26 protein-coding genes are annotated in these 22,457 nt (G+C 31.7%); 11 read left to right on the top strand and 15 right to left on the bottom strand.

Annotated elements, in window-relative coordinates; translation table 11 throughout:
- Window positions 1-237: 237 nt before the first annotated feature.
- The 4 genes from EG240_RS03920 to ahcY all read right to left on the bottom strand — a co-directional run bounded on the left by EG240_RS03920 (window position 238) and on the right by ahcY (window position 5,110).
- Window positions 238-819, bottom strand: coding sequence for an outer membrane beta-barrel protein (locus tag EG240_RS03920; RefSeq protein ID WP_125017638.1), 582 nt, complete (start codon window positions 817-819; stop codon window positions 238-240).
- Between the two features lie 158 nt (window positions 820-977).
- Window positions 978-2,909: a prolipoprotein diacylglyceryl transferase family protein gene (locus tag EG240_RS03915; RefSeq protein ID WP_125017636.1), complete on the bottom strand. Its 1,932-nt coding sequence runs from the start codon at window positions 2,907-2,909 to the stop codon at window positions 978-980.
- On the bottom strand, window positions 2,897-3,661 hold the full coding sequence (locus tag EG240_RS03910; protein ID WP_125017634.1) for a hypothetical protein: 765 nt from the start codon (window positions 3,659-3,661) through the stop codon (window positions 2,897-2,899). Before EG240_RS03910 ends, EG240_RS03915 begins: the two co-directional genes overlap by 13 nt.
- Before the next feature lie 132 nt (window positions 3,662-3,793).
- Entirely contained in the window at window positions 3,794-5,110 is a 1,317-nt protein-coding gene (gene ahcY, locus EG240_RS03905) for an adenosylhomocysteinase (protein WP_125017632.1), read from the bottom strand.
- 124 nt (window positions 5,111-5,234) lie between these two features.
- On the opposite strand from ahcY, the gene EG240_RS03900 reads away from it, so the two are divergent.
- From EG240_RS03900 to EG240_RS03885, 5 genes are all read left to right on the top strand, one after another.
- Window positions 5,235-5,873: a 4'-phosphopantetheinyl transferase family protein gene (locus tag EG240_RS03900; protein ID WP_125017630.1), complete on the top strand. Its 639-nt coding sequence runs from the start codon at window positions 5,235-5,237 to the stop codon at window positions 5,871-5,873.
- Entirely contained in the window at window positions 5,866-6,264 is a 399-nt protein-coding gene (gene arfB, locus EG240_RS03895) for an alternative ribosome rescue aminoacyl-tRNA hydrolase ArfB (protein WP_125017628.1), read from the top strand. The genes EG240_RS03900 and arfB overlap by 8 nt, the downstream gene beginning before the upstream one ends.
- 4 nt (window positions 6,265-6,268) lie before the next feature.
- Entirely contained in the window at window positions 6,269-6,688 is a 420-nt protein-coding gene (locus tag EG240_RS03890) for a hypothetical protein (RefSeq protein ID WP_125017626.1), read from the top strand.
- 21 nt (window positions 6,689-6,709) lie between these two features.
- The gene (locus EG240_RS16445) at window positions 6,710-6,877 is read left to right on the top strand and encodes a hypothetical protein (RefSeq protein ID WP_158611980.1); all 168 of its coding nucleotides are present in this window, start codon (window positions 6,710-6,712) and stop codon (window positions 6,875-6,877) included.
- Between the two features lie 229 nt (window positions 6,878-7,106).
- Window positions 7,107-9,284: a TonB-dependent receptor gene (locus EG240_RS03885; RefSeq protein ID WP_125017624.1), complete on the top strand. Its 2,178-nt coding sequence runs from the start codon at window positions 7,107-7,109 to the stop codon at window positions 9,282-9,284.
- A gap of 42 nt (window positions 9,285-9,326) precedes the next feature.
- Here EG240_RS03885 and EG240_RS03880 read toward each other — a convergent pair whose 3' ends face one another.
- Window positions 9,327-9,740, bottom strand: a complete 414-nt coding sequence (locus tag EG240_RS03880) for a hypothetical protein (RefSeq protein WP_125017622.1) — start codon at window positions 9,738-9,740, stop codon at window positions 9,327-9,329.
- 140 nt (window positions 9,741-9,880) lie between these two features.
- On the opposite strand from EG240_RS03880, the gene greA reads away from it, so the two are divergent.
- From greA to EG240_RS03865, 3 genes are all read left to right on the top strand, one after another.
- Window positions 9,881-10,357: a transcription elongation factor GreA gene (greA, locus tag EG240_RS03875; RefSeq protein WP_125017620.1), complete on the top strand. Its 477-nt coding sequence runs from the start codon at window positions 9,881-9,883 to the stop codon at window positions 10,355-10,357.
- 3 nt (window positions 10,358-10,360) lie between these two features.
- Window positions 10,361-10,750: an HIT family protein gene (locus EG240_RS03870; protein ID WP_125017618.1), complete on the top strand. Its 390-nt coding sequence runs from the start codon at window positions 10,361-10,363 to the stop codon at window positions 10,748-10,750.
- Between the two features lie 99 nt (window positions 10,751-10,849).
- On the top strand, window positions 10,850-11,479 hold the full coding sequence (locus EG240_RS03865) for a hypothetical protein (RefSeq protein WP_125017616.1): 630 nt from the start codon (window positions 10,850-10,852) through the stop codon (window positions 11,477-11,479).
- Window positions 11,480-11,483: 4 nt separating this feature from the next.
- Here EG240_RS03865 and EG240_RS03860 read toward each other — a convergent pair whose 3' ends face one another.
- Entirely contained in the window at window positions 11,484-12,629 is a 1,146-nt protein-coding gene (locus tag EG240_RS03860; RefSeq protein ID WP_125017614.1) for a sensor histidine kinase, read from the bottom strand.
- A 113-nt stretch (window positions 12,630-12,742) separates the two neighbouring features.
- Between EG240_RS03860 and EG240_RS03855 the strand changes: the two genes are divergently transcribed.
- Genes EG240_RS03855 through aat form a run of 3 tightly spaced genes read left to right on the top strand, consistent with a single transcriptional unit; the run spans window position 12,743 to window position 14,846 of the window.
- A complete protein-coding gene (locus EG240_RS03855) occupies window positions 12,743-13,627 on the top strand; it encodes a flavin reductase family protein (protein ID WP_125017612.1) in 885 nt (294 codons plus the stop codon).
- Window positions 13,628-13,630: 3 nt separating this feature from the next.
- Window positions 13,631-14,164: a DUF3127 domain-containing protein gene (locus tag EG240_RS17055; protein WP_125017610.1), complete on the top strand. Its 534-nt coding sequence runs from the start codon at window positions 13,631-13,633 to the stop codon at window positions 14,162-14,164.
- A 40-nt stretch (window positions 14,165-14,204) separates the two neighbouring features.
- Window positions 14,205-14,846, top strand: a complete 642-nt coding sequence (gene aat / locus EG240_RS03845; protein WP_125017608.1) for a leucyl/phenylalanyl-tRNA--protein transferase — start codon at window positions 14,205-14,207, stop codon at window positions 14,844-14,846.
- Between the two features lie 64 nt (window positions 14,847-14,910).
- On the opposite strand, the gene EG240_RS03840 is transcribed toward aat, so the two are convergent.
- The 9 genes from EG240_RS03840 to rplM all read right to left on the bottom strand — a co-directional run bounded on the left by EG240_RS03840 (window position 14,911) and on the right by rplM (window position 22,277).
- The gene (locus tag EG240_RS03840) at window positions 14,911-15,711 is read right to left on the bottom strand and encodes a T9SS type A sorting domain-containing protein (protein ID WP_158611979.1); all 801 of its coding nucleotides are present in this window, start codon (window positions 15,709-15,711) and stop codon (window positions 14,911-14,913) included.
- 227 nt (window positions 15,712-15,938) lie between these two features.
- Window positions 15,939-16,589 carry a queuosine precursor transporter gene (locus EG240_RS03835; protein WP_125017604.1) on the bottom strand — a complete coding sequence of 217 codons (651 nt, stop codon included), beginning with the start codon at window positions 16,587-16,589 and terminating at the stop codon, window positions 15,939-15,941.
- A 2-nt stretch (window positions 16,590-16,591) separates the two neighbouring features.
- Window positions 16,592-17,149: a DNA-3-methyladenine glycosylase I gene (locus tag EG240_RS03830; RefSeq protein ID WP_125017602.1), complete on the bottom strand. Its 558-nt coding sequence runs from the start codon at window positions 17,147-17,149 to the stop codon at window positions 16,592-16,594.
- Window positions 17,150-17,151: 2 nt separating this feature from the next.
- The gene (locus EG240_RS03825; RefSeq protein ID WP_125017600.1) at window positions 17,152-18,306 is read right to left on the bottom strand and encodes a dicarboxylate/amino acid:cation symporter; all 1,155 of its coding nucleotides are present in this window, start codon (window positions 18,304-18,306) and stop codon (window positions 17,152-17,154) included.
- Between the two features lie 87 nt (window positions 18,307-18,393).
- On the bottom strand, window positions 18,394-19,332 hold the full coding sequence (locus EG240_RS03820) for a hypothetical protein (RefSeq protein ID WP_125017598.1): 939 nt from the start codon (window positions 19,330-19,332) through the stop codon (window positions 18,394-18,396).
- Between the two features lie 134 nt (window positions 19,333-19,466).
- Window positions 19,467-20,432 (bottom strand): translation elongation factor Ts, encoded by a 966-nt coding sequence (gene tsf, locus EG240_RS03815; RefSeq protein ID WP_125017596.1) that lies wholly within the window; start codon window positions 20,430-20,432, stop codon window positions 19,467-19,469.
- Between the two features lie 106 nt (window positions 20,433-20,538).
- On the bottom strand, window positions 20,539-21,282 hold the full coding sequence (gene rpsB / locus EG240_RS03810; RefSeq protein ID WP_125017594.1) for a 30S ribosomal protein S2: 744 nt from the start codon (window positions 21,280-21,282) through the stop codon (window positions 20,539-20,541).
- A gap of 153 nt (window positions 21,283-21,435) precedes the next feature.
- Window positions 21,436-21,822, bottom strand: coding sequence for a 30S ribosomal protein S9 (gene rpsI, locus EG240_RS03805; protein WP_125017591.1), 387 nt, complete (start codon window positions 21,820-21,822; stop codon window positions 21,436-21,438).
- Window positions 21,822-22,277 carry a 50S ribosomal protein L13 gene (rplM, locus tag EG240_RS03800; RefSeq protein ID WP_125017589.1) on the bottom strand — a complete coding sequence of 152 codons (456 nt, stop codon included), beginning with the start codon at window positions 22,275-22,277 and terminating at the stop codon, window positions 21,822-21,824. Before rplM ends, rpsI begins: the two co-directional genes overlap by 1 nt.
- Window positions 22,278-22,457 lie beyond the last annotated feature (180 nt).

The raw sequence follows: 22,457 nt of genomic DNA, 5'->3' as shown, positions 1-22,457 counted from the left end.
CAGAAGCGCTTTCTAAAGGTAGCTTTGTATTAGAATCAATAATTTTTCCATTCAAAACTTGAGAATTCATCTGAATAATAAACAAAGTAAAAAAAATAAGTATAAATTTTGGCATATCAAATGGTTTTGTTTTAAATATACAAAAAAAGGTCTAACTCATAAAGTCAAACCTTTTTAAATACTTAAATTCTGTAATAATAATATAAAGTATAAGCTTATTTTTTAATTTAAAGAGAATTAAAATACGTATTTAACTCCTAACGAAAGACCATTAAGTAATCCAGAATTAACATCTAATCCGAAAGTTGTTGTTGCATCTCCACCTTTAGGTTTAGCACTTTCCCAACCTAAAACTCCTAGTTTTGCCTCAACAGACCAATTACCAGTTATGAAATAATCCATACCAACACCAACATTTACACCAACTGAAGAAGCTTTAGCTTCACCGTATTTAGCAAATTTTAATGGAACTGCTGCTTCACCAAATAACAAAAAGTTATCTGTAACTCCCCAATATTTTCTAGCTAAAGGTTGTACAATAAAAGTACCACCATTTACTTTATCTCCTCCGTCCGCTTTTGCAGATTCACCAGTATAACCTATTGCTAATCCAACTGCAGTTGTCGGAGCTATAAAAGTACCAACAGCTGGCAGAACTGTAAAAGAAGAAGTCGTTGTTTTTGCTGTTAAATCAGTTTTTGGGGTTACTGTTGAGGAAAAATTTACTTGTCCCATTAAAAACCATTTACCTTTAAATCCATCTTGTGCGTTTGCAGCGAATGCAGTTAAAGCGATTACTGCTAAAATTACTTTTTTCATAATTATCAATTTAATTTTAACCAAATTTAACACTTTGAAACACTTAAAAAGATGATTATAATCATAATACTTTAAAAAAAACAGCTCGAAAGGTCAATTAAACAAATTATTAATAATTAAAAAAAAGCCGAAAGAAATTCTTTCGGCTTTAAATCATATTACTGAGTTAATCTTGAAAATCGTTTGTTACTTTCAGGAAAATCTATACCATAAGCAAACAGAATAATGAAACCATAAAATAATGAATTCAATACCAAATTCCAATTCATAGCAACTAGATGAAAAGGCTCACTTTCGAAACAAGTAAAAATGATACCAACCACGATAGAGATTAAAGCCAACCATTGATAAACTCGCATTCCTGAAAAATAGGGCGTTTGAGGTTCTCCTCTTAAAGATTCTTCCACAAAACGAAAACTTCCATTTAAAATAAGATATATTCCTGTAATAAAAGTAACAGGTAAACCTAAGCTAACTAATCTAATCAAAATGAAAAAAGTCAAGAAATTAGAAGCAATAGAATAAAATTGAGTTGGAAACAAATTCTTACCTGCCCAACCAGCAATTTTATTCACTCTTGATTTTGGATGATTAAAACAAATTCCTAAAGTATTTGTAGTTGGTTTTCCATGACAACAACCTTGAACCAAACATCTAAAACGTCCAAAAAACTGAATCGGACTAGCTGCCAAAGAAGCGATTCCTAGCAAATAAAAAAAGCTAAAATCCGAAAATATGGCTATAAAAACAATCGTAATAAAAACACCAATTATACTTCCGTAATATCCATAAGGACGTAAAAGTGCAGGTGAACCTTCAACAAATTGTGCCCAAAGTCCAGCCCCAATAAATCCTGAAATTCCAATTAAATAAATAATATAAAGATTATCTGGCAAGCAAATTCCCATTATCAAAAATCCAGCAATTCCACCCAATGCAGCGTAAATCCCATGGTTAATAATTCTGATTTTTCCTATTCGCCATTCCTTCCAAGAGTTTGAAATTCGTTCGCAAAAAGCTAATACTTTTTGATAAATCTTAATACGTTTATCTACCATATAAAAAGCAAGAACTCCAAAAAGAACATCTAAAATAGTATGATTAAAAGTTGTCAAACAACTTAGTATAATTAAAATTGAAATAATCCAACCTAAGAATTTAAAATTTGGAAATCGAATTGAAAAATATTTCAAAAAAATCAAAGCCCAAAAAACATGAAAAGACGGAAGTGCAGCTGTTTCTCCATCTAATGTTCTTCCCGTAATAATCAAATTTGTGAAGTGATTTACGTTATCTATAGAATGATATTCTACAATAAAAGGAAAAACTAGATAACAATAGAAAATGATGCACATACCAGTAATTGTGTCAAATATAAATTTGCGACAAACTTGATTGGTTTGAATCAAAAAAGGAATCAATCCGATGATTGGATAAGCGAGAATATAAGGAATTACGCTAAAATCATAAAAAGGAATGAAATTATCTAAAACTATTTTAGTGGAAATGGCATCATTAGGAGTTCCAAGAAATATGAAACTTTGGTAGATTAAAATCCAAGGCAAAAATATCCAAACATAAAGCAACAATCTATTTTTTAGACTTAATTTATTTTGATTGTTTTCAGGAAAATCAAAAAATGTTCTATGCGTTTGATGATTAAAACTTTTAGAAATTATCTCGTTTTCAAATCCATTTACGTAAGCTAAAATCAAAAGAATAAAAATAGGAGAAATCAACCAAAAGCATGAAGCTGATTGAAAATACATACTTACGCCAAATGAAACAAAAACAGCTCCGACATAAATTGGATGATGAAATAAACCGTACAATCCCGAACTTACATAGTTTTTTGGAGGAAATCCATTCATTGGCAAACCTTTTCCTTTGAACCAAAGATTAAGCATTGCACCAATTATCAAAACAAATCCAACAATTGACAATCCGATGGATAGAATTGGAAAATCAGGAACAGGAAGTTGAATTAATGATTCTGTTTTTGAAGTCCAGAAAACTAAAAATACAGGAAGAATCGCACAAAAAACAAATGCGTAAATGAATTTTTGTAGAAATATTTTTAAATTTCCCATAAGACTGTTTCGTAAAGCGAAAAACCATTTTCAGAGTTTTCTGGATTTATAAGTGTTGATTGGCTTTTAAATTTCATTTCTCTAGAATTAAGAAATTTATTCTTGAAAAATATTTTTAAGAATGGATATGAATCTGCAATTTGCAATAGTTTTTCGTCTTTGATAGAGATAGGATTTTCAAAGAGTAATTTTGTATTTTGATTTTTGAAATGTATTTCATTATCACTGATGTCCACATCTTCAATTAATTTTCCGTTCCAAAATACTTTTTTTAATGGCTGTTTTCCAATCCATTCAATCCAAATAATGGTATGGTTTTCTGAAAGAAATCTACCCCATTTTAAAGTTGAAATTGGCATTTTCCACGGAACAAAATTCATTTCTAAAATCTCAGAATAACCCAATCCCGAAAACATTTGATTATTTATTTCTACTTCAAATTCAGCTTTGGGAACGATGCAATTCCAATTGATTTTAGAATTATTTTCTTGCCATAAAACCTCAGAAATCGAATGAGATTGAGTATCCCAATTTCCAGAAATTTTTAGGCTTGAATTTGAAAATGATGAATTATTTAAACCAATAATTGATTTTCTTAGTTTACTTATTTCTTCTGTAGTTTCATCTAAAGACAAAATGAAAGATGAATAAGGAATTTTGAAACCAAATAATTTTAATTCTGCATAATACAAGATTAAAGCATTTCCTTGTTTATCGATTCCATCGAAATAGTATTTTTTGAGATTAAACATAGTGGTTGGAAAACTTTTAGGTTTCAAATATATTTCAATTAACTTTCTTAACAAAATATCACTTTTACAAAAATATCTCAAACAAAAAAGGCAACTCTTTCGAATTGCCTTTTGATATTTTAAAACTAAAAATTAGTATCTGTAATATTCTGGTTTGAATGGTCCTTGAACCTCAACTCCAATATATGCAGCTTGTCCTTCAGATAAAGTTTCTAATTCAACACCTAATTTAGCTAAGTGTAAAGCAGCAACTTTTTCATCTAAATGTTTTGGTAACATATAAACATCATTCTCATAATTAGCCGAATTTTTCCATAATTCAATTTGAGCTAATGTTTGGTTAGTAAATGAATTCGACATTACAAAAGATGGGTGACCTGTAGCACAACCTAAGTTTACTAAACGTCCTTCAGCTAAGATAATGATATCTTTTCCGTTTACATTGTAAATATCAACTTGTGGTTTAACTTCTTTTTTAGAAGCTCCGTAAGTTGCGTTTAACCAAGCCATATCGATTTCATTATCGAAGTGACCGATGTTACAAACAACGGTTTTGTCTTTCATTTTCTCGAAGTGACGACCAACAACGATATCTTTATTTCCTGTAGTTGTGATGATGATATCAGCATTTCCAACAACAGTATCTAATTTTTTAACTTCGAAACCGTCCATTGCAGCTTGTAAAGCACAAATTGGATCAATTTCTGTAACTGTTACAATAGAACCAGCTCCACGGAAAGAAGCAGCAGTTCCTTTTCCTACGTCACCGTATCCACAAACAACAACACGTTTTCCAGCTAACATTAAATCTGTAGCACGACGAATTGCATCTACAGCAGATTCTTTACATCCGTATTTGTTATCGAATTTAGATTTTGTAACAGAATCATTTACATTGATTGCAGGCATTGGTAAAGTTCCAGCTTTAACGCGCTCGTATAAACGGTGAACTCCAGTTGTAGTTTCTTCAGATAATCCTTTGATTCCAGCAACTAATTCTGGATAACGGTCAATAACCATATTTGTTAAATCTCCACCATCATCTAAAATCATGTTTAATGGCTGACGGTCTTCACCGAAGAACAAAGTTTGTTCAATACACCAATCAAAAGATTCTTCATCTAAACCTTTCCAAGCATAAACTTGAATTCCTGCTTCAGCAATTGCTGCAGCAGCTTGGTCTTGAGTTGAGAAAATATTACAAGAAGACCAAGTTACCTCAGCTCCTAAAGCTTTTAATGTTTCAATTAAAACTGCTGTCTGAATCGTCATGTGTAAACATCCAGCAATACGAGCTCCTTTTAAAGGTTGCTCATCTTTATATTCAGCTCTTAAAGCCATTAAACCTGGCATTTCAGCTTCAGCTAATTCGATTTCTTTTCTTCCCCAAGCAGCTAATGAAATATCTTTAACTTTATAAGGAACGTAAGGAATTACTTCTTTATTCATAGTTTATCTTATATTTGTGTAAACAAAATTTTAAGCAAATTTAGTGAATTCCTTTTTAATTGCACTAAATTAGATTCTTAATAAAGCGTTAAGAGATTTAACATTCAACAAAGTCAACAAAACAATGCCTTTTTACAAAAAAATTGAACTAAATAATTCAACCAATATTTACGTTTGGAAAATCACTGAAGATTTTGACACCATATTTAAAGAAACTCCGCTTAGAGATGTTAGTTTAGCACGATTAGAAAAAATGCTTTCTAAAACCCATCAGTGCGGATTTTTGAGTGTTCGACATTTATTGAAACAAGCTGGATATTCTGATTTTGATTTGATTTATGATGAAAACGGCAAACCGAATTTAAAAGACGGAAAACACATTTCAATCACGCATTCGTTTGGGTTTTCGGCAATTATTATAAGTAATGAAAATGTTGGAATTGATTTAGAAATGAATCGTGAAAAGATTATTCGAATTGCTGATAAATTTATCGATTCTGAATTTGATTATTTAGATAAACAAAATCAATACATTGAGCAGTTAAGTGTAATTTGGGGCGCCAAAGAAGCTTTATATAAAATGTGTAATTCACGAAGTTTGAGTTTTAAACAAGATATGCACGTGTATCCATTCAATTTGAATTCTGAAATACTTACGGCTCATATTGATTCAAAGCAATTAAATTTCAACAAAAATTTCCATTTGCATTTTGAGAGTTTTGAAAATTACACTTTAGTTTATGGATTAGAAAACAATGAATAAAACACAATTACATACCGAATTAGATTTTAAAGCCGTTCGAAGTTCGGGTGCTGGCGGGCAAAACGTGAATAAGGTTTCAACCAAAGTTATTTTAAATTGGAACAGCATAACCAGTTCGGGGTTATCCGAAAATCAGTTAATCCTTATTCGTGAAAAATTAGCTAACCGAATTAATAAAGAAGGAATTTTAATTTTAGAATGTGACGAAACTCGAAGTCAACTTAAAAACAAAGAACTCGTAACCAAACGTTTTTTCTATTTATTAGAAAATGCATTGATTGTTGCCAAAAAACGTATTGCGACTAAAATTCCAAAATCGGTAATTCGTAAACGATTAAACGATAAGAAAGTTAATTCGGAGAAAAAGCAAAATAGAAATTTTAAGTTTTAGAATAATGAAAAATGACATGAGAATTACGTTTGCTTGGTTTGGAACTTTGATGTTAAGTCCGATAATTATAATTACATTTCTTTTAATATCCACTGAAGCCACACGGTTTGAAATCAAAGATTTTTTCACTGCTTACTTTTTATTTATAATAATTGGAATTTTATTTGCTATTCCAATGCTATTACTTTTATTGGTTTTTAATTATTATTTTCAAAAACATAATTGGTGGAACAAAACAACCATGAGTTCATTTGGAACTGTGTTTATATTTTTATCTTTTTTGATGACTACTCAAAATTTTTATTCAGATTTAAAATCATTTGTTTTTCCTGGTATTTATTCAATATTTTTTATAATTTTAACATTCTGTGTTCATAAAATCAATTTATATGAACTAAGAAATAAAATCAAAAAATGGTTTTAAACTTTTAAAATAACAAAATCTATGTTACCATTTTTCAAATACTTAATTATGTTTTTTGTGGTAATTGCACTCGGTGGAATTGGTGCAATCATTGACTATTTTTTAGGAACTGATATTTTTAAATACATTATGACTCCAATAGCTTTATGGATAATATATTTCAGATTAAGAAAACGAAAAGTAGCCTAATTTAATATTTACAAAACAACTACTGTTCTTATAAAAAAAGAATTATATTTGCCACGTCTCAAAGGGGTGCCAATTACGGCTGAGATCATACCCAATGAACCTGGGCAGGTAATGCTGCCAAGGGAAATTACAGACTTTTCGAGTGCACGCGAAAGGTCGCATATTTATATATCTATATTATTAATCAAACAAAATAACGCCCCTTTTATTTGTAAAAGAATTTTTACGAATGAAAACAAACTTTTTGTTATTTACACTTACTGGAACTTTATTATCCGCAAATGTTAATGCTCAAACCGAACAACCTAAAGATTCGGTTTCTTATGAAACTTTAGATGAAGTTTTAATTCAGGCCGTTCGTGCCAACAAGAAAACACCAATGGCTTTTTCTAATTTATCTAAAGAAGAAATCGCTAAGAAAAACCTAGGTCAAGACATTCCGGTTTTAATGAATTTTATGCCTTCTGTAGTTACAACAACCGATGCAGGAAATGGAGTTGGTTACACTGGAATTCGCGTCCGCGGAAGCGATGCAACTCAAGTTAATGTGACTTTAAACGGAATTCCGTATAACGATTCTGAATCACACGGTTCTTTTTGGGTAAATATGCCCGACTTTGCATCTTCGTTAGAAAACCTGCAATTGCAACGCGGTGTTGGAACATCAACCAATGGATCTGGAGCTTTCGGTGCGAGTTTAAATTTATTAACCGATGCATTCTCTGAAAAAAGTTCAGGCGAAATTTCAAATTCTTTTGGAAGTTATAATACGCGAAAACATACCGTTAAATTTTCTACTGGATTAATGAATAACGCTTTTGAAATTTCAGGAAGGTTATCAAATATCAATTCTGATGGTTATATAGATCGTGCGAAATCAGATTTAAAATCGTATTTTTTACAAGGTGCTTTTATTGATGGCAAAACCTTAATTAAAGCTTTGGCATTTGGTGGAACACAGAAAACGTATCAGGCATGGAACGGTTTAGAAGACAAAGACAAACTTGAAAACGACAGAACGTATAATACTTCGGGCGAATATATCGATGCTCAAGGAAACATTCGCTTTTATGATAATGAAAACGATAATTACGATCAGAATCATTATCAATTGCATTGGAATCAACGTTGGAACACACATTGGAACACCAATTTTGCATTGCATTTAACCACCGGAATTGGATATTACGAAAATTATAAAGTCAACCAAAATTTAGCGGATTACGGTTTAGAAAATGCTTTTGTTGATAATAAGGAAGTTTCTAAATCGGACATCATCAGACAGAAATTCTTAAAGAATAATTTTTATGGCTTTACATTTTCTTCAAATTATAGAAAAGGAAATTTAGATTTCATCTTTGGAGGAGCTGCAAATAAGTATGAAGGTGATCATTATGGAAAAATTCTTTGGGTTGATGCGCCTGTCAAATACAGCTATGAGCAACAATATTATTTTGACCAAGCAACAAAAACAGATGCTAATATATTTGCTAAAGCAACTTATACGTTAAAGGATAAATGGATTTTATTTGGTGATTTACAATTGCGAAATGTACATTACAAAGCTAATGGAGAAGAAACTGGATTTGTTGATGACACGTTTAATTTCTTCAATCCGAAAGCAGGTTTAACCTATTTGATTAACGAAAGTCAGCAAACGTATTTCTCTTTTGCTAGAGCGAATCGCGAACCAAACCGAACCGATTATAAATCTGGAGCTCCAAAACCAGAACGTTTAAACGATTTTGAATTGGGTTGGAAATTAAGCAACGAAAAACTTCAAGTAAATATAAACGGATATTATATGCGCTATAAAAATCAATTGGTTTTAACGGGCGCATTAAATGATGTTGGCGCACCAATGCGTGAAAACAGCGGAGACAGTTATCGTTTGGGAATTGAAATTGACGGATCTTGGGCGATTACCAATAAATTTATTTGGGCACCAAGCATTACTTTAAGCTCAAACAAGAATATCGATTTTAAAGCACATATCGACGGTGAAGTTCAAAACTTAGGAAATACAAACATTGCTTTTTCTCCAAACTTAGTTGCTTCGAATGCGTTTACTTATTTAGTAAAAGAAGATTTTTCAATTAGCTTATTAACCAAATTTGTTGGTGAACAATATATGGGAAATACCGATTCTGATTATTCAAAACTTGATTCATATTTCACAAATGATTTGGTATTCAATTATAGTCTAAAAACTAAAAAATGGTTTTCTTCAATTGATTTCAATTTGATGGTAAACAACATCTTTAATGTAAAATATATTTCAAACGGATATTATTACACTTATGATGATAATTGGAGTAATCCTAACACAACAAAGACAATTGAAGGTGCAGGATATTATCCACAAGCTATGTTTAATATTTTAGGTGGAATTTCATTGAAATTTTAAACTATAAAAAATCCAACTTCACAGTTGGATTTTTTATTTGCCTTAATTATAAATAGTCAACATCGAACCGTTTGTAACGACACGATACGGTTTCAATGGATAAGGAGCATCTGCAATTCCTAGATACAAATTATAAACTAATTCGTCGCAACCACAACTTGCTTCAACGCCATTCAAAGTTAACGCAGAACAGCCTAAAATTTCATGGTTAGAACACGTTGCTTCATAAGCAATATAACCAGAACCTGTGTTCAAAACAATAATTCCATTGATTCCATAACCATAAATTATCATGGCATTTCCTGGGTATTGCAATTGTGTATATGAAGGTAAATTCATATTAATTTGAAAGTTTACAGCATAATCTGGTAGGAACGGATTTCTTGTACGGACATCATCTTTCGAACAACTTATAATTAATAAAGCTACTGAAAAGAAAAGAATTAGCTTTTTCATGATTAAAGATTTGGAAAACAAATTTAATTAATTAACTTTGACCTATAGAGTAAAAACGAAAATTAATAACATATATTATCAAAGTAAACAAAATCCCGTTTGTTGGGATTTTTTCTATTTTATAAAAATGACGTAAAATTATGAGTAAGGTTTCTTATTACACAGCGGAAGGGCTTAAAAAGTTACGTGACGAAATCGATCAATTAAAAAGTATCGAGCGTCCAAAAGCGTCGCAAGCTATTGCAGATGCTAGAGATAAAGGTGACTTATCTGAGAATGCAGAATATGATGCAGCTAAAGAAGCTCAAGGTTTATTAGAAATGAAAATTGCTAAGATGGATGAAATTTTAGCTAATGCGCGTTTAATCGACGAAAGCCAATTAGATGTTTCAAAAGTTTTAGTTTTATCTAAAGTAAAGATTAAAAATCAAGCAAACGGAATGGAAATGACTTATACGTTAGTTGCAGAAAGTGAAGCAGATTTAAAATCTGGAAAAATATCAGTTACCTCTCCTATTGGAAAAGGTTTATTAGGAAAATCACTTGGAGAGATTGCAGAAATCAACGTTCCAAATGGAGTTTTAAAATTCGAAGTTTTAGAAATTTCTAGAGACTAAGTTATGGCATCAATCTTCACAAAAATAATCAGCGGAGAAATTCCTTGTTACAAAGTAGCAGAGGACGAAAATTTCATTGCTTTTTTAGACATCAATCCCAATGCTAAAGGACATACTTTATGTGTTCCAAAGCAAGAAATTGATAAGATTTTTGATATGGATGAAGCGCTTTACGCAAAGTTAATGGCGTTTTCATACAAAGTAGCCAAAGCGTTAGAAAAGAGTATTCCTGCAAAACGCATCGGAATGTCTGTAATTGGTTTAGAAGTACCTCACGTTCACGTACATTTAATTCCGTTACAAGAAATGCAAGACATTCAATTTAAAAATAAAGTTTCATTATCTAATGAAGAATTTGCTGCAACAGCAGCATTAATCGCATCGCATTTATAACAAAAAAACCTCTTTGTATTTAATTACTTAGAGGTTTTTTTGTAGGTAGTTTTTATTTTTTTTGTTCTTAAAAAACTCTTTCTTTACAAAAAATAAAACATGCAATTATTTAAAAACCTATCGTTAATTACAACTACAATAATTCTCACAATAACCTTAACTTCCTGCGTTAATTGTTTGAGAACAAATGACGAAAGTTATTACCTTTCACTTCAAGATAAAAAAATCAATCAGGTTTCTGAACAAGTTCAAAAAAAATATTTAAAAAATAACACATCTGAAGTCACATTCACATTTGAACCCACAAATCTTTTTCAGGAAGATATTAGAGCTTCCAATGACGAAGGTTGTTATTCTGATTGGTGTGAACAATCTACTAATAATATTTATATCGACGGTACTGATAAAACAATCAAATTAAATATTAGAAGTTGCATGAATAATGGATTATTTGAAGTGCATTTTTTTGACAATGCAAATAATTACCACCAATCTTACTATTTAATAAATCAAGAACTACAAGATGTAACAACAATTGCATCTTATAATTCTTCAGTTTCTACTTTTTTAAATTTCACACAAGATTTTCTCTACAAGAATACTATTTATAAGAATGTATTAGTTTTTAAAAGTTGGAATACAGTTGAAACTAATTATATTATAATTGAACCTGATTTTAATTTAATATTATTTGAACATCAAAATGATGAATATAAACTAACTGAATAAACCATTATTTTTGTTTTTTGTAGGCAATTTGAATCGTTGTTCCTTTTCCGATTTCCGATTTTACTACACGAATTATTCCATTATGATATTCTTCAACAATTCGTTTAGTTAATGAAAGTCCCAATCCCCAACCACGTTTTTTAGTTGAAAATCCAGGTTCAAAGATTTTTCTAAAAAGATTTTTTGGAATCCCTTTTCCTGAATCAATTACATTGATGTAAATATATTTTTCGGTATTCTTTATATTAATAAAAATTGCTCCTTTTCCTTTAATCGCATCTATGGCATTTTTGACTAAGTTTTCAATGGTCCAACTATGAAGTACATCGTTTAAAGGAATAATCACTTCTTCTGCATTGGTTTGGTAATAGAATTCGATTTGTTTAGAAGCACGAGATTTTAAATACTCATACGATTTTTCTGTTTCAGCAATCACATTCAGCGGAACTAAAATAGGGTCGGAACCAATTTTTGAAAAACGGTCAGCAATGGTTTGTAAGCGGTAAACATCTTTCTCAATTTCAGTAATCGTTTGTTCATCAACATTATCTAAACGCATAATTTCAACCCAGCCCAACAAAGACGACAAAGGTGTACCGATTTGATGTGCAGTTTCTTTAGCCATTCCTGCCCAAAGTTTATTCTGTGCAGAAACACGACTTGCTTTAAAATAACTTAAAATAACTCCGCCAAACAAAACCAAAATCGCAATTAAGGCTAACGGATAATATTTTAATTTGGTAACCAAAGACGAATTTCCATAATATAAATATTGATTTCCGCTTGGATGCTCAATAACTATAGGTTCGTTCTCTGCCTTCAGTCGTTCTAGTAAATCTTTTTTTGCGACATTATCACCTTGTACATAATCTTCGACATTAGACACATTCATAATGCTATCCTTCTCAGAAGTTTGAACAATTGGAATAGTCGTATTCATACTTAGAACCATCAATTGAAATGAAATATCGGTTTCGTCATTAGCGCTATTAATTCCTTGGTAAGCTGAAGACCAAATTTCCATTTTATCTCGTTCTTCTTCTTTATATGTTTGAAATAACAAATAGGTATTCCAAAGAATCAACGTTAAAATAAGAAACGAACTAATAATGATAAACCAACGTAAATAAATTCTTCTTTTCGAAAACATAAATGGCATTTAAAATTTAAAGATAGTATATTTTGTGGATTTTATTTCAGAATAAAAACACTAAAAACTCAATTCATATTTTTATATTTGTTACAAACCGAATTATCTCAAATATGTTAAGTATTACACCAAAAGAATTAACTCCTGTACAGGTTCAAGCGTATTTACAAGCAGCTGTTGGTCCGCGTCCTATCGCTTTAGCAAGTACAATAGACGAAGACGGAAATGCAAATTTATCTCCTTTTAGTTTTTTCAATATTTTTAGTTCTAATCCGCCGATATTGATTTTTTCTCCTGCACGAAGAGTAAGAAACAACACCATAAAACATACTTTAATTAACGCAGAAGCAACCAAAGAAGTTGTGATAAACATTGTTAATTATGACATTGTACAACAAATTTCTTTAGCTAGTACGGAATATGGTGATGGTGTTGACGAATTTGTAAAAGCAGGTTTAACAAAAGTAAAGTCTGATGTTATAAAGCCGTATCGTGTTGCCGAAAGTCCGGTTCAATTAGAATGTAAAGTAAATCAAATTGTACCGTTAGGAACAGAAGGTGGTGCAGGAAATTTAGTGATTTGCGAAGTGGTTAAAATACATATTCACGAACATATCTTAAACGAAAATGGAGCTATCGACCAAGCAAAAATTGACTTAGTTGCACGTATGGGTGGCAATTGGTACACGAGAGCAAATGCTGGAATGTTTGAGGTTGAAAAACCATTAACAACTTTAGGAATTGGTGTTGATTCTGTTCCTGATGAAGTTAAAAAAAGTGATATATTTGTAGGAAACGATTTAGGAAAATTAGGAAACATTGAACACATTCCTACAATCGAAGAAGTTTCTGCTTTTTTAAATGATAATCAAGAGATTAAATCCCTTTTAGATAGCAACAACACAGAAGAAATATACAAAAAAGCGAAAGAACTTTTAGATAACGATAAGGTTTTAGACGCTTGGAAAATAATAGTATCAATACAAAATAAGAATTAGAAGATGGAAGTTTCAGGAAGAGTAAAAATGATTGGAGAGCCTCAACAAGTGAGTGCTAGTTTCAGAAAAAGAGAAATTGTTGTTACAACAGAAGAACAATATCCACAACATATTTTGGTAGAATTTACACAAGATAAATGTGATTTATTAAATGGTTTCCAAATTGGAGAACCTGTTCGTGTTTCAATTAATTTGAGAGGAAGAGAATGGACAAATCCACAAGGAGAAACACGTTATTTTAATTCAATTCAAGGTTGGAGAATCGACCGTCCATCACAACAAGCACCTCAAGGGCAACCAGCTTATGGAGCTCCACAAGGTTATGGACAACCTCAAGGAGGATATAACCAAGCACCACAACAAGCGTACGGTCAGCCTCAAGGTGGATTCAACCAAGCACCGCAACAAGCGTATGGTCAACCACAACAAGGTGGGTTTAATCAAGCGCCACAAAACAACTTCAATCAAAATCCAGGTGGATTCCCTCCAGCTCCAGATTTTGGAAACAATGAAGAACCAGACGATTTACCGTTTTAATTAATACCTTTATCCTGATTTTTACAAATCAGGATTTTTTATGTATATTTTATCAAACGAAATTTATTTTCCACCCGTTTCAGAAGCTCACGAATCTGGGATTTTAGCTTTTGGAGGCGACTTATCTACAGAGCGTTTACTTTTGGCTTATAACAGCGGTATTTTTCCGTGGTATGAAGAATGCGAACCTATAACTTGGTACGCACCTGAATATCGAATGGTTTTACCTTTAAGTGTTTATAAACCAAAGAAAAGTGTTCGAAATCTTATTAATAGAAACATCTTCAATTGTAGCATTAATCAAGATTTTGAATCGGTAATTCTCAATTGTCAGCAAATAAAACGTGCAGGACAAAACGGCACTTGGATTACCGATGAAATCATTGAAGCTTACAGTAATTTACATAAGTTAGGAAAAGCTTTATCTGTAGAAGTTTGGCAAGATGGAGAATTAGTTGGTGGTTTATACGGAATTGTTGTAGGTAGGATTTTCTGTGGAGAAAGTATGTTTTCTATAGTATCAAACGCTTCGAAAATAGGTTTTGATTTTTTGGTTAATTACTTAAAATCAAAAGATTTTGTTTTGGTTGATGGTCAAGTTTATAACGAATATTTAGAACAACTTGGCTTCTTTGAAACACCTCGTGAAGCTTTTATGGAAATATTAGAAACATATAGATAAAAAAGAAAAGAGTTAGCACCAACCCGCTAACTCTTTTCAACCATTATTAACCACCAAATAAATATTATTTAACAACTATTTTTTTAGTAATAGACTGTCCGTTTGATTCGATTTTCATTAAGTATATTCCTGTTGCAAAACCATCGATAGAAACTTTGTCTGTAGCTTTTACGTTTTTCAACATTTTACCTGTAATATCATATATTTTAACATTAAGGTCGTCATTGTTTTGGTTAGTGATATAAACCATACCATCAGAAACTGGATTAGGATAAACTTTAAATTTATCTTTCATCTCATTTTTAGTATTCGCAGTAGGATCAACTCCAGTTAATTTAACGTCATCAATTCTAAATCCAACATTTGAATCTGATGGATTGCTGAAACGGATACGTAAATTAGCTGTTGCGGGAATTGTTCCAGTCGGTTCAATTAAAATCCAATTAGAAGTACCTGCTCCAGTTGGTCTTGTGTAAGTCAGTCCAGTCCATGCTGTTCCATCCTCGCTTACATCAATCAGCAATTCATTACTTCCAGCATTTGTTCCTTTATAATGACCTAATGATAATGCTAAGTCTGTAAAATCAACGGTATTAATTCCTTCGATTGTTATACTTTGTTGAGGTGTTGCTGCTCCAATAAAAACACAACCCTCGCCAGAAGCACCAACATATCCTTCTGAAGGTGTTGAAATTCTAATAGTTGCATTTCCTGTAAAAACAATAGGTGTTCCGTTTTCAAAATCAGTATGATCCGCAATATTTGTATTAGCAGTTACCACACCAAAGTCCTCTTCAAAAACAACAGTTTGTGCATTCATATTCAATGCAAATCCTAGCATTGAGAATAGTAAAATTTTTTTCATAACTTTTTCTTTTATCATTTGAGTTCAAATGTATAAAAAAAAATTATAAAATGTTAAAAAATAAATATATTTTTTTAAAAATAACACTTTTAAAAACAAAAGTAATACTAATTAACATAAGATTCAATATATAAAACGACTACGAAGACAAGAAACAGAAAAAAAGACAAAATCGATACATCTAAAAAAAAACGACCTCAAAAAAGGGTCGCTAACAATAGATTATATCATTTAATATCTTCTTTTAAATACTTCTTAATCAAGTGATGACCGAGATAGATTAGTGGAGTTAAAGCAATTGCCAAGACCAATTTAAAACTATAACCTGTACCAGCCATATTAATATAGTCTAAAGTAGAAACTTTACCAGTCATCCAAAAAGCAATTCCTGAAACGATAAAACTATCAAACAATTGAGAAATAACAGTCGATCCTGTGCTACGTAACCAAATGTGTTTTCCTTGAGTTAAGCGATTGAAAAAATGAAACAATCTCACATCCAAAAGCTGAGATATTACAAATGCAATTACACTTGCGACAATAATCCACATGCTTTGTCCAAAAACTTGATTAAAAGCATCGTTAGTAACAGCAGAAACTCCAGATGCCGGAATTATCATGGCAAAAAACAAAACAATGAAGCTGTAGATTATTAATCCGGTTGTTAGGAAAGTAAGTTTTTTGACACCAGCTTTTCCAAAGTGTTCATTAATCAAATCTGTTGCGACAAAAACAATTGGCCAAGGTAAAATACCAACGCTCAAGATGAAAGGTCCAATTTCAATAAGTTTACCTCCAATTAATTCAGCAACAATAGCGTTTGTGATAAACAAACCACCAAGAATGATATAAACAATTTGCTTTTTAGTTAATTCCAAAATTATTCCTTTTTAAAACAAAAACAATCCGAAACGTGATCATTTACTAAACCAACAGCCTGCATAAAAGCATAAACCGTAGTTGAACCCATAAATTTAAAACCACGTTTTTTCAAATCTTTCGCAATTTGATCCGACAATTCTGTTTTAGGCGGAACGTCTTTTAAAGTTTCAAAAGCGTTCAAAACAGGTGTTTGATTTACGAAAGCCCAAAGATAATTGGAAAAACTTCCAAATTCAATTTGAATATCTTGAAATAAATTTGCGTTATTTATTGCTGCTTCGATTTTTCCACGATGACGAATTATTCCTTCATTTAAAAGTAGTTCTTCAACTTTCTCTTGATTGTATTTTGAAATCTTTTTATAATCAAAACTATCAAAAGCTTGTCTGAAATTGTCTCTTTTCTTCAGAATCGTGATCCAACTTAAACCCGCCTGAAATGATTCTAATAATAAAAACTCAAACAACACAGCATCATCAAAAACAGGTTTTCCCCATTCTTCATCATGATATTTTATATACAATGCATCATTTGAAACCCAACTACATCTTTTCATAATTATTTCTCTTTAAAAAATTTATCCATTGCAATTGCGATAGCTCCATCACCGGTAACATTTCCAGCTGTTCCAAAACTATCCATCGCAATATACAAAGCAATCATTAATGCTTGATTTTGCGCATCAAAACCCAACATTGTTCCAATAATACCAATCGCAGCCATAATTGCACCTCCAGGAACACCAGGAGCAGCTACCATTGCAACACCCAACATCAGAATAAAACCAGAAAAAGAAAAGAAATCAATAGGCATTCCTTGAATCATCATCAAAGCAATACAACAAGCTACAATTTTCAAAGTACTTCCTGAAAGATGAATCGTTGCACAGAGCGGAACAACCAATTTAGCTATAGAATCCGAAACTCCAATTTTTTGAACTTGCTTTAAAGTTACCGGAATCGTTGCCGCAGAAGATTGTGTTCCTAAAGCTGTAAAATACGCAGGAAGCATCAATTTTAAGCTTGTAAAAGGATTTTTTCCAGCTATTAAGCCTGCAATAATAAACTGAATTAAAAGCACTACAATATGCAGAATAAATATAACGATGATAATCTTTGCAAATACATTTAAGATTACAAAAGCTTGACCTGAATGTGTCATATTCAAAAATATTCCGAAAATGAAAATAGGTAAAAAAGGAATAATTACCTTTTCGATAATCATATTAATGATTTTTTCGAACTCTAAACTTGCTTGAAGCAAAACAGAATTATGAATTTTAGCCAGGCCAATTCCAACAATAAAAGCAAATATTAACGCCGACATAACATCCATAAATGGTGGAATCGCAATTTCAAAGAAAGGTTTTATAGCTTCTTCTTCTGCAACTTGACTTAATGTTTGATTTTGTAGCAAACTCGGAAAGAATGTCATACTTGTTCCGTATGAAAGAAAACCTGCAAATAATGTTGATCCGTAAGCAATTAAAGCAGTTATTCCAACCATCTTACCCGCTTGACTCCCTAAATTTCCAATTGAAGGAATGATTAAACCAACTATTATCAAAGGGATAATAAATCCTAAAAACTGACTGAAAAGCGAATTTATAGTTACAAAAACACCAACAAAAGTTGCGTTAGCAAAACTTCCAATGACGATTCCTAATAAAATTGCAAGAATAACACGAAAAAGAAGATTGTTAAAAAACTTCATGAAAAATACATTAATTGAATAATACTATCAAAGCTACGAAATTAAAAAAGAAAAAACCCAAATCGGATGATTTGGGTTTGAAATAAATTATTGTTTTGAAACTTTACTTTTTAATATTGTTATTATATCTGTATTGGTTTTAAGTTCTTTCGTTGGAGTGTTAAATTTTCTGACTTTTGCCATTCTTGCACTTGCACTATCAGTGGTAGATACATCACCGCTATAGATAAATGAGACATTGTGTGTACCTGTTATTTGAATATTAAAATCAGCTGTAACAGGGTTAGCTTCTACATTAAAAGAATTGTAAATTACAGTTCCTTCTCCTCCAGTATATTCATTAGCAATAACATCAACTCCGTTTAAAGTTGCAAAACCAATTGATTTATAGATATTATTATCAACACTTGGGTACTCATAATCGGTAACTTGCCCATTAACAAAAGTTGCAGGAGTATCGAATGTAACAGCTACAAAATTTGTTGCCGAGTCGGGATTATTTCCATTCCAACCATATTGTGCCCATACAATAGTTGCGCCACCGATTCCGTCTGGACGATATCCTAATAAATCAATATATCCGGCGTTAATTTCATATGTTGTGCCGTTATAAATAAAATTACCTTCTCCCTCAATGGTTAAAAAAGGATTTTCAGCAAATGAAACAGAAACATAATCGCTGGTTATGTTCTGATATTTTGCGCTAACTAACATTACTGCTGCTGTATTTGAAGTAATTGTATTTCCAGAAATAGCAACATCATCAACATAATATGTAACTCCACTTGTAACCGCTGCACCATCTAAAGTTGCGGATAATGTAATAGTGTCACCAAGATAAGCAGAAGTAGCACTTGCAGTAACAACTAATTCTTGAGTTTGTGGTTCATTATCTTCTGGATTAGGGTTTGGATTTGGATTTGGAGTAACTTCAGTTGTGCTATCATCACCACCACAAGAAGTTACAGACAATGAACCTGAAAGGATTAATGATAATGTTAAGATAGAATAAATAATTTTTTTCATAATATTATAATTGTTTAGGTTTTGATGTAGCAATATAGTAAAATTAACAATAAAACAATAAACAATGTGTTTTTTTTGCAAACAAAAAACCCAAATCTAAAAGATTTGGGTTTTTAATATTTTGAATCTAAAGATTAACCTAAAGAAACACGTTTAAATCCAGTGATTTCTACACCAAATTCTTTAACGTAATCAGCTACTTTTTTAGCTTCGTCTTTAATAAAATTTTGGTCTAATAAACATTTTTCTTGATCTAATGTTGTATTGTCAGAAATGAAACGAGCCATTTTACCTGGTAAAATTTTATCCCAAATTTGCTCTGGTTTTCCTTCTGCTTTTAATTCAGCTTTAGCAGCTTCTTCAGCTTTAGCTAAAACCTCTTCAGTAATTTGAGAGAAAGAAATAAATTGAGGTACGTTTTTCAATGTTTTTCCTAAACGAGATAATTCTTCGTTATCTTTAACGATAGCCGCAATACGAGCTTCAGTTTCAGAAGCAACGAATGCAGGATCAAAATCTTTGTAAGATAAAGTCTCAGCACCCATTGAAGCAACTTGCATAGAAACGTCTTTCGCTAAAGTTTCAGCTTTGTCAAATGCTTTAGATAAAGCAGTGATTGCAGCGATTTTATTAACGTGAACGTAAGAACCAATATAAGCTCCTTCTAATTTTTCAAAACCACCGATTTCAATTTTCTCACCGATAACTCCAGTTTGCTCAACTAATTTTTCAGCAACAGTCATTGCATCATTATAAGCAGAAGCTAAAAATTCGTCTTTAGAAGCAAAGTTGATTGCTTTGTTAGCTAATTCGTTAGCTAAAGCAACGAAACCTTCGTTTTTACCTACGAAATCAGTTTCACAGTTTAAAGTCATTACTAAACCAACAGTTTTGTCAGCATTAATAACAGCTACAGCAGCACCTTCAGAAGAATCTCTATCTGAACGGTTAGCAGCAACTTTTTGACCTTTTTTACGTAAAACTTCAATTGCTTTATCGAAATCTCCTTCAGCTTCAACTAAAGCTTTTTTACAGTCCATCATTCCGGCACCTGTAGTTTGTCTCAATTTATTTACATCTGCAGCACTAATATTTGCCATTGTATATAGATTTTAATTGTGATTATTTATAAATTAAAAAAAGCCGTTATGGATGACTCAAAAATATGAAACCATCAGCATAACGACTTTAAGATACTGTTAAGGATTACTCCTCAGTAGTTGCTTTTACTTCAACTTTAGCAGTTTCTTCTTTCTCAGATTTTCTTTCAGAATTTCCTTCAACGATAGCAGAAGTAACTAAAGATAATACTTTATCAATTGATTTAGAAGCATCGTCATTTGCTGGAATAACATAATCAACCTGACGTGGATCAGAGTTAGTATCAACCATTGCAAACACTGGAATGTTTAATTTTTGAGCTTCTTTTACTGCGATATGTTCAGCTTTGATATCTACTACAAACAATGCAGCTGGTAAACGTGTCATATCAGCGATAGAACCTAAGTTTTTCTCTAATTTAGCACGTAAACGGTCAACTTGTAAACGCTCTTTTTTAGAAAGAGTCATGAATGTACCGTCTTTTTTCATACGATCAATAGAAGCCATTTTTTTAACAGCTTTACGGATAGTTACGAAGTTAGTTAACATACCACCTGGCCATCTTTCAGTGATGTAAGGCATGTTAGCTGCTGCTGCTTTTTCAGCAACGATATCTTTTGCTTGTTTTTTAGTCGCTACGAATAATACTTTACGACCTGATGCAGCGATTTTCTTTAAAGCCTCATTAGCCTCTTCGATTTTTGCTGCTGTTTTATATAGATTGATAATGTGAATTCCATTACGTTCCATATAGATGTAAGGAGCCATGTTTGGATCCCATTTTCTAGTCATGTGTCCGAAATGTACACCTGCTTCTAGTAATTCTTTTACTTCTACTTTGTTTGCCATTTTTGTAATAGTTTACGTTCTTGTGATTAGCAATGTTCCACAGCTTAAGGTTGATAACTTTATGCATTAGGCTTCATTTAGATGCTAAACTACCTCCTGCCTCAGCAGGCGTGCAACAAAAACTTAGATTTTTTTAATAAATAATAATAAATATTAACGTTTAGAGAATTGGAATCTCTTACGAGCTTTCTTCTGACCGAATTTCTTACGCTCAACCATACGAGGGTCACGCGTTAATAATCCTTCTGGTTTTAAGATTGCTCTGTTTTCTGCATCAACTTCACACATTGCTCTAGCAATTGCCATACGAACAGCTTCTGCTTGACCAGTTGTTCCACCACCATAAACATTTACTTTAACGTCAAAGTTAGCTCCATTTTCAGTCATTGTTAATGGTTGCATTACTTTGTATTGTAAAGTTGCAGTTGGGAAATAAGTTGTGAACTCTTTTTTGTTAACTGTGATGTTACCAGTTCCTTCAGTAACATAAACACGAGCTACTGCAGTTTTTCTTCTTCCGATTTTGTGAATAACTCCCATTACTTAAGATCGTTTAAATTAACGGCTTTAGGTTGTTGTGCAGCATGTTTGTGCTCAGAACCTACATTTACATTTAAATTACGGAATAATTGTGCTCCTAATTTGTTTTTAGGCAACATTCCTTTTACAGCTTTTTCTACTAATAATGCAGGGTTTTTTTGTTGCATTACTTTAGCTGTTAATTCTCTTTGACCACCTGGGTAACCTGTGTGACGGATATAAGTTTTATCCTCCAATTTGTTACCAGTTAAGTTGATCTTTTCTGCGTTGATAATAATCACATTATCCCCACAGTCCACGTGAGGTGTATAACTTGGCTTGTATTTACCTCTAAGTAACATTGCTACTTTAGTTGCAAGACGTCCTAAGTTATGACCTTCAGCGTCAACAATAACCCACTCTTTATGAGCAGTTGCTTTGTTTGTCGATACTGTTTTGTAGCTTAAACTTTCCACAATAAATATATTTTAATTAAACATTCCATTCCCAATAAAGGGAGTGCAAAAGTACAAATAAATTTTAACTAACCAAATTTGTTGGTTCATTATTTTGTTGATAACTATATCTCAAATTAACTTTTACTCCCTATTGACTTTTATTTTCAAAAATCAGCATTAAAAAACTCGTCAAAAAAG

It is taken from the genome of Paenimyroides tangerinum (assembly GCF_003865405.1).
GTDB classification, from domain to species: Bacteria; Bacteroidota; Bacteroidia; order Flavobacteriales; family Flavobacteriaceae; genus Flavobacterium; species Flavobacterium tangerinum.
This window is presented reverse-complemented; position numbering and strand designations above follow the sequence as displayed.

Coding starts and splice junctions, on each gene's coding strand:
- EG240_RS03885 (WP_125017624.1), top strand. CDS start 7,107: ATGAAAACAAACTTTTTGTTATTTACACTTACTGGAACTTTATTATCC.
- EG240_RS03910 (WP_125017634.1), bottom strand. CDS start 3,661: ATGTTTAATCTCAAAAAATACTATTTCGATGGAATCGATAAACAAGGA.
- EG240_RS03870 (WP_125017618.1), top strand. CDS start 10,361: ATGGCATCAATCTTCACAAAAATAATCAGCGGAGAAATTCCTTGTTAC.
- greA (WP_125017620.1), top strand. CDS start 9,881: ATGAGTAAGGTTTCTTATTACACAGCGGAAGGGCTTAAAAAGTTACGT.
- ahcY (WP_125017632.1), bottom strand. CDS start 5,110: ATGAATAAAGAAGTAATTCCTTACGTTCCTTATAAAGTTAAAGATATT.
- EG240_RS03920 (WP_125017638.1), bottom strand. CDS start 819: ATGAAAAAAGTAATTTTAGCAGTAATCGCTTTAACTGCATTCGCTGCA.
- EG240_RS03840 (WP_158611979.1), bottom strand. CDS start 15,711: ATGAAAAAAATTTTACTATTCTCAATGCTAGGATTTGCATTGAATATG.
- arfB (WP_125017628.1), top strand. CDS start 5,866: ATGAATAAAACACAATTACATACCGAATTAGATTTTAAAGCCGTTCGA.
- EG240_RS03890 (WP_125017626.1), top strand. CDS start 6,269: ATGAAAAATGACATGAGAATTACGTTTGCTTGGTTTGGAACTTTGATG.
- EG240_RS03855 (WP_125017612.1), top strand. CDS start 12,743: ATGTTAAGTATTACACCAAAAGAATTAACTCCTGTACAGGTTCAAGCG.
- rpsB (WP_125017594.1), bottom strand. CDS start 21,282: ATGGCAAACAAAGTAGAAGTAAAAGAATTACTAGAAGCAGGTGTACAT.
- EG240_RS17055 (WP_125017610.1), top strand. CDS start 13,631: ATGGAAGTTTCAGGAAGAGTAAAAATGATTGGAGAGCCTCAACAAGTG.
- aat (WP_125017608.1), top strand. CDS start 14,205: ATGTATATTTTATCAAACGAAATTTATTTTCCACCCGTTTCAGAAGCT.
- EG240_RS03825 (WP_125017600.1), bottom strand. CDS start 18,306: ATGAAGTTTTTTAACAATCTTCTTTTTCGTGTTATTCTTGCAATTTTA.
- EG240_RS03915 (WP_125017636.1), bottom strand. CDS start 2,909: ATGGGAAATTTAAAAATATTTCTACAAAAATTCATTTACGCATTTGTT.
- EG240_RS03865 (WP_125017616.1), top strand. CDS start 10,850: ATGCAATTATTTAAAAACCTATCGTTAATTACAACTACAATAATTCTC.
- EG240_RS03880 (WP_125017622.1), bottom strand. CDS start 9,740: ATGAAAAAGCTAATTCTTTTCTTTTCAGTAGCTTTATTAATTATAAGT.
- tsf (WP_125017596.1), bottom strand. CDS start 20,432: ATGGCAAATATTAGTGCTGCAGATGTAAATAAATTGAGACAAACTACA.
- EG240_RS03900 (WP_125017630.1), top strand. CDS start 5,235: ATGCCTTTTTACAAAAAAATTGAACTAAATAATTCAACCAATATTTAC.
- rpsI (WP_125017591.1), bottom strand. CDS start 21,822: ATGGGAGTTATTCACAAAATCGGAAGAAGAAAAACTGCAGTAGCTCGT.
- EG240_RS03820 (WP_125017598.1), bottom strand. CDS start 19,332: ATGAAAAAAATTATTTATTCTATCTTAACATTATCATTAATCCTTTCA.
- EG240_RS03860 (WP_125017614.1), bottom strand. CDS start 12,629: ATGTTTTCGAAAAGAAGAATTTATTTACGTTGGTTTATCATTATTAGT.
- EG240_RS16445 (WP_158611980.1), top strand. CDS start 6,710: ATGTTACCATTTTTCAAATACTTAATTATGTTTTTTGTGGTAATTGCA.
- EG240_RS03830 (WP_125017602.1), bottom strand. CDS start 17,149: ATGAAAAGATGTAGTTGGGTTTCAAATGATGCATTGTATATAAAATAT.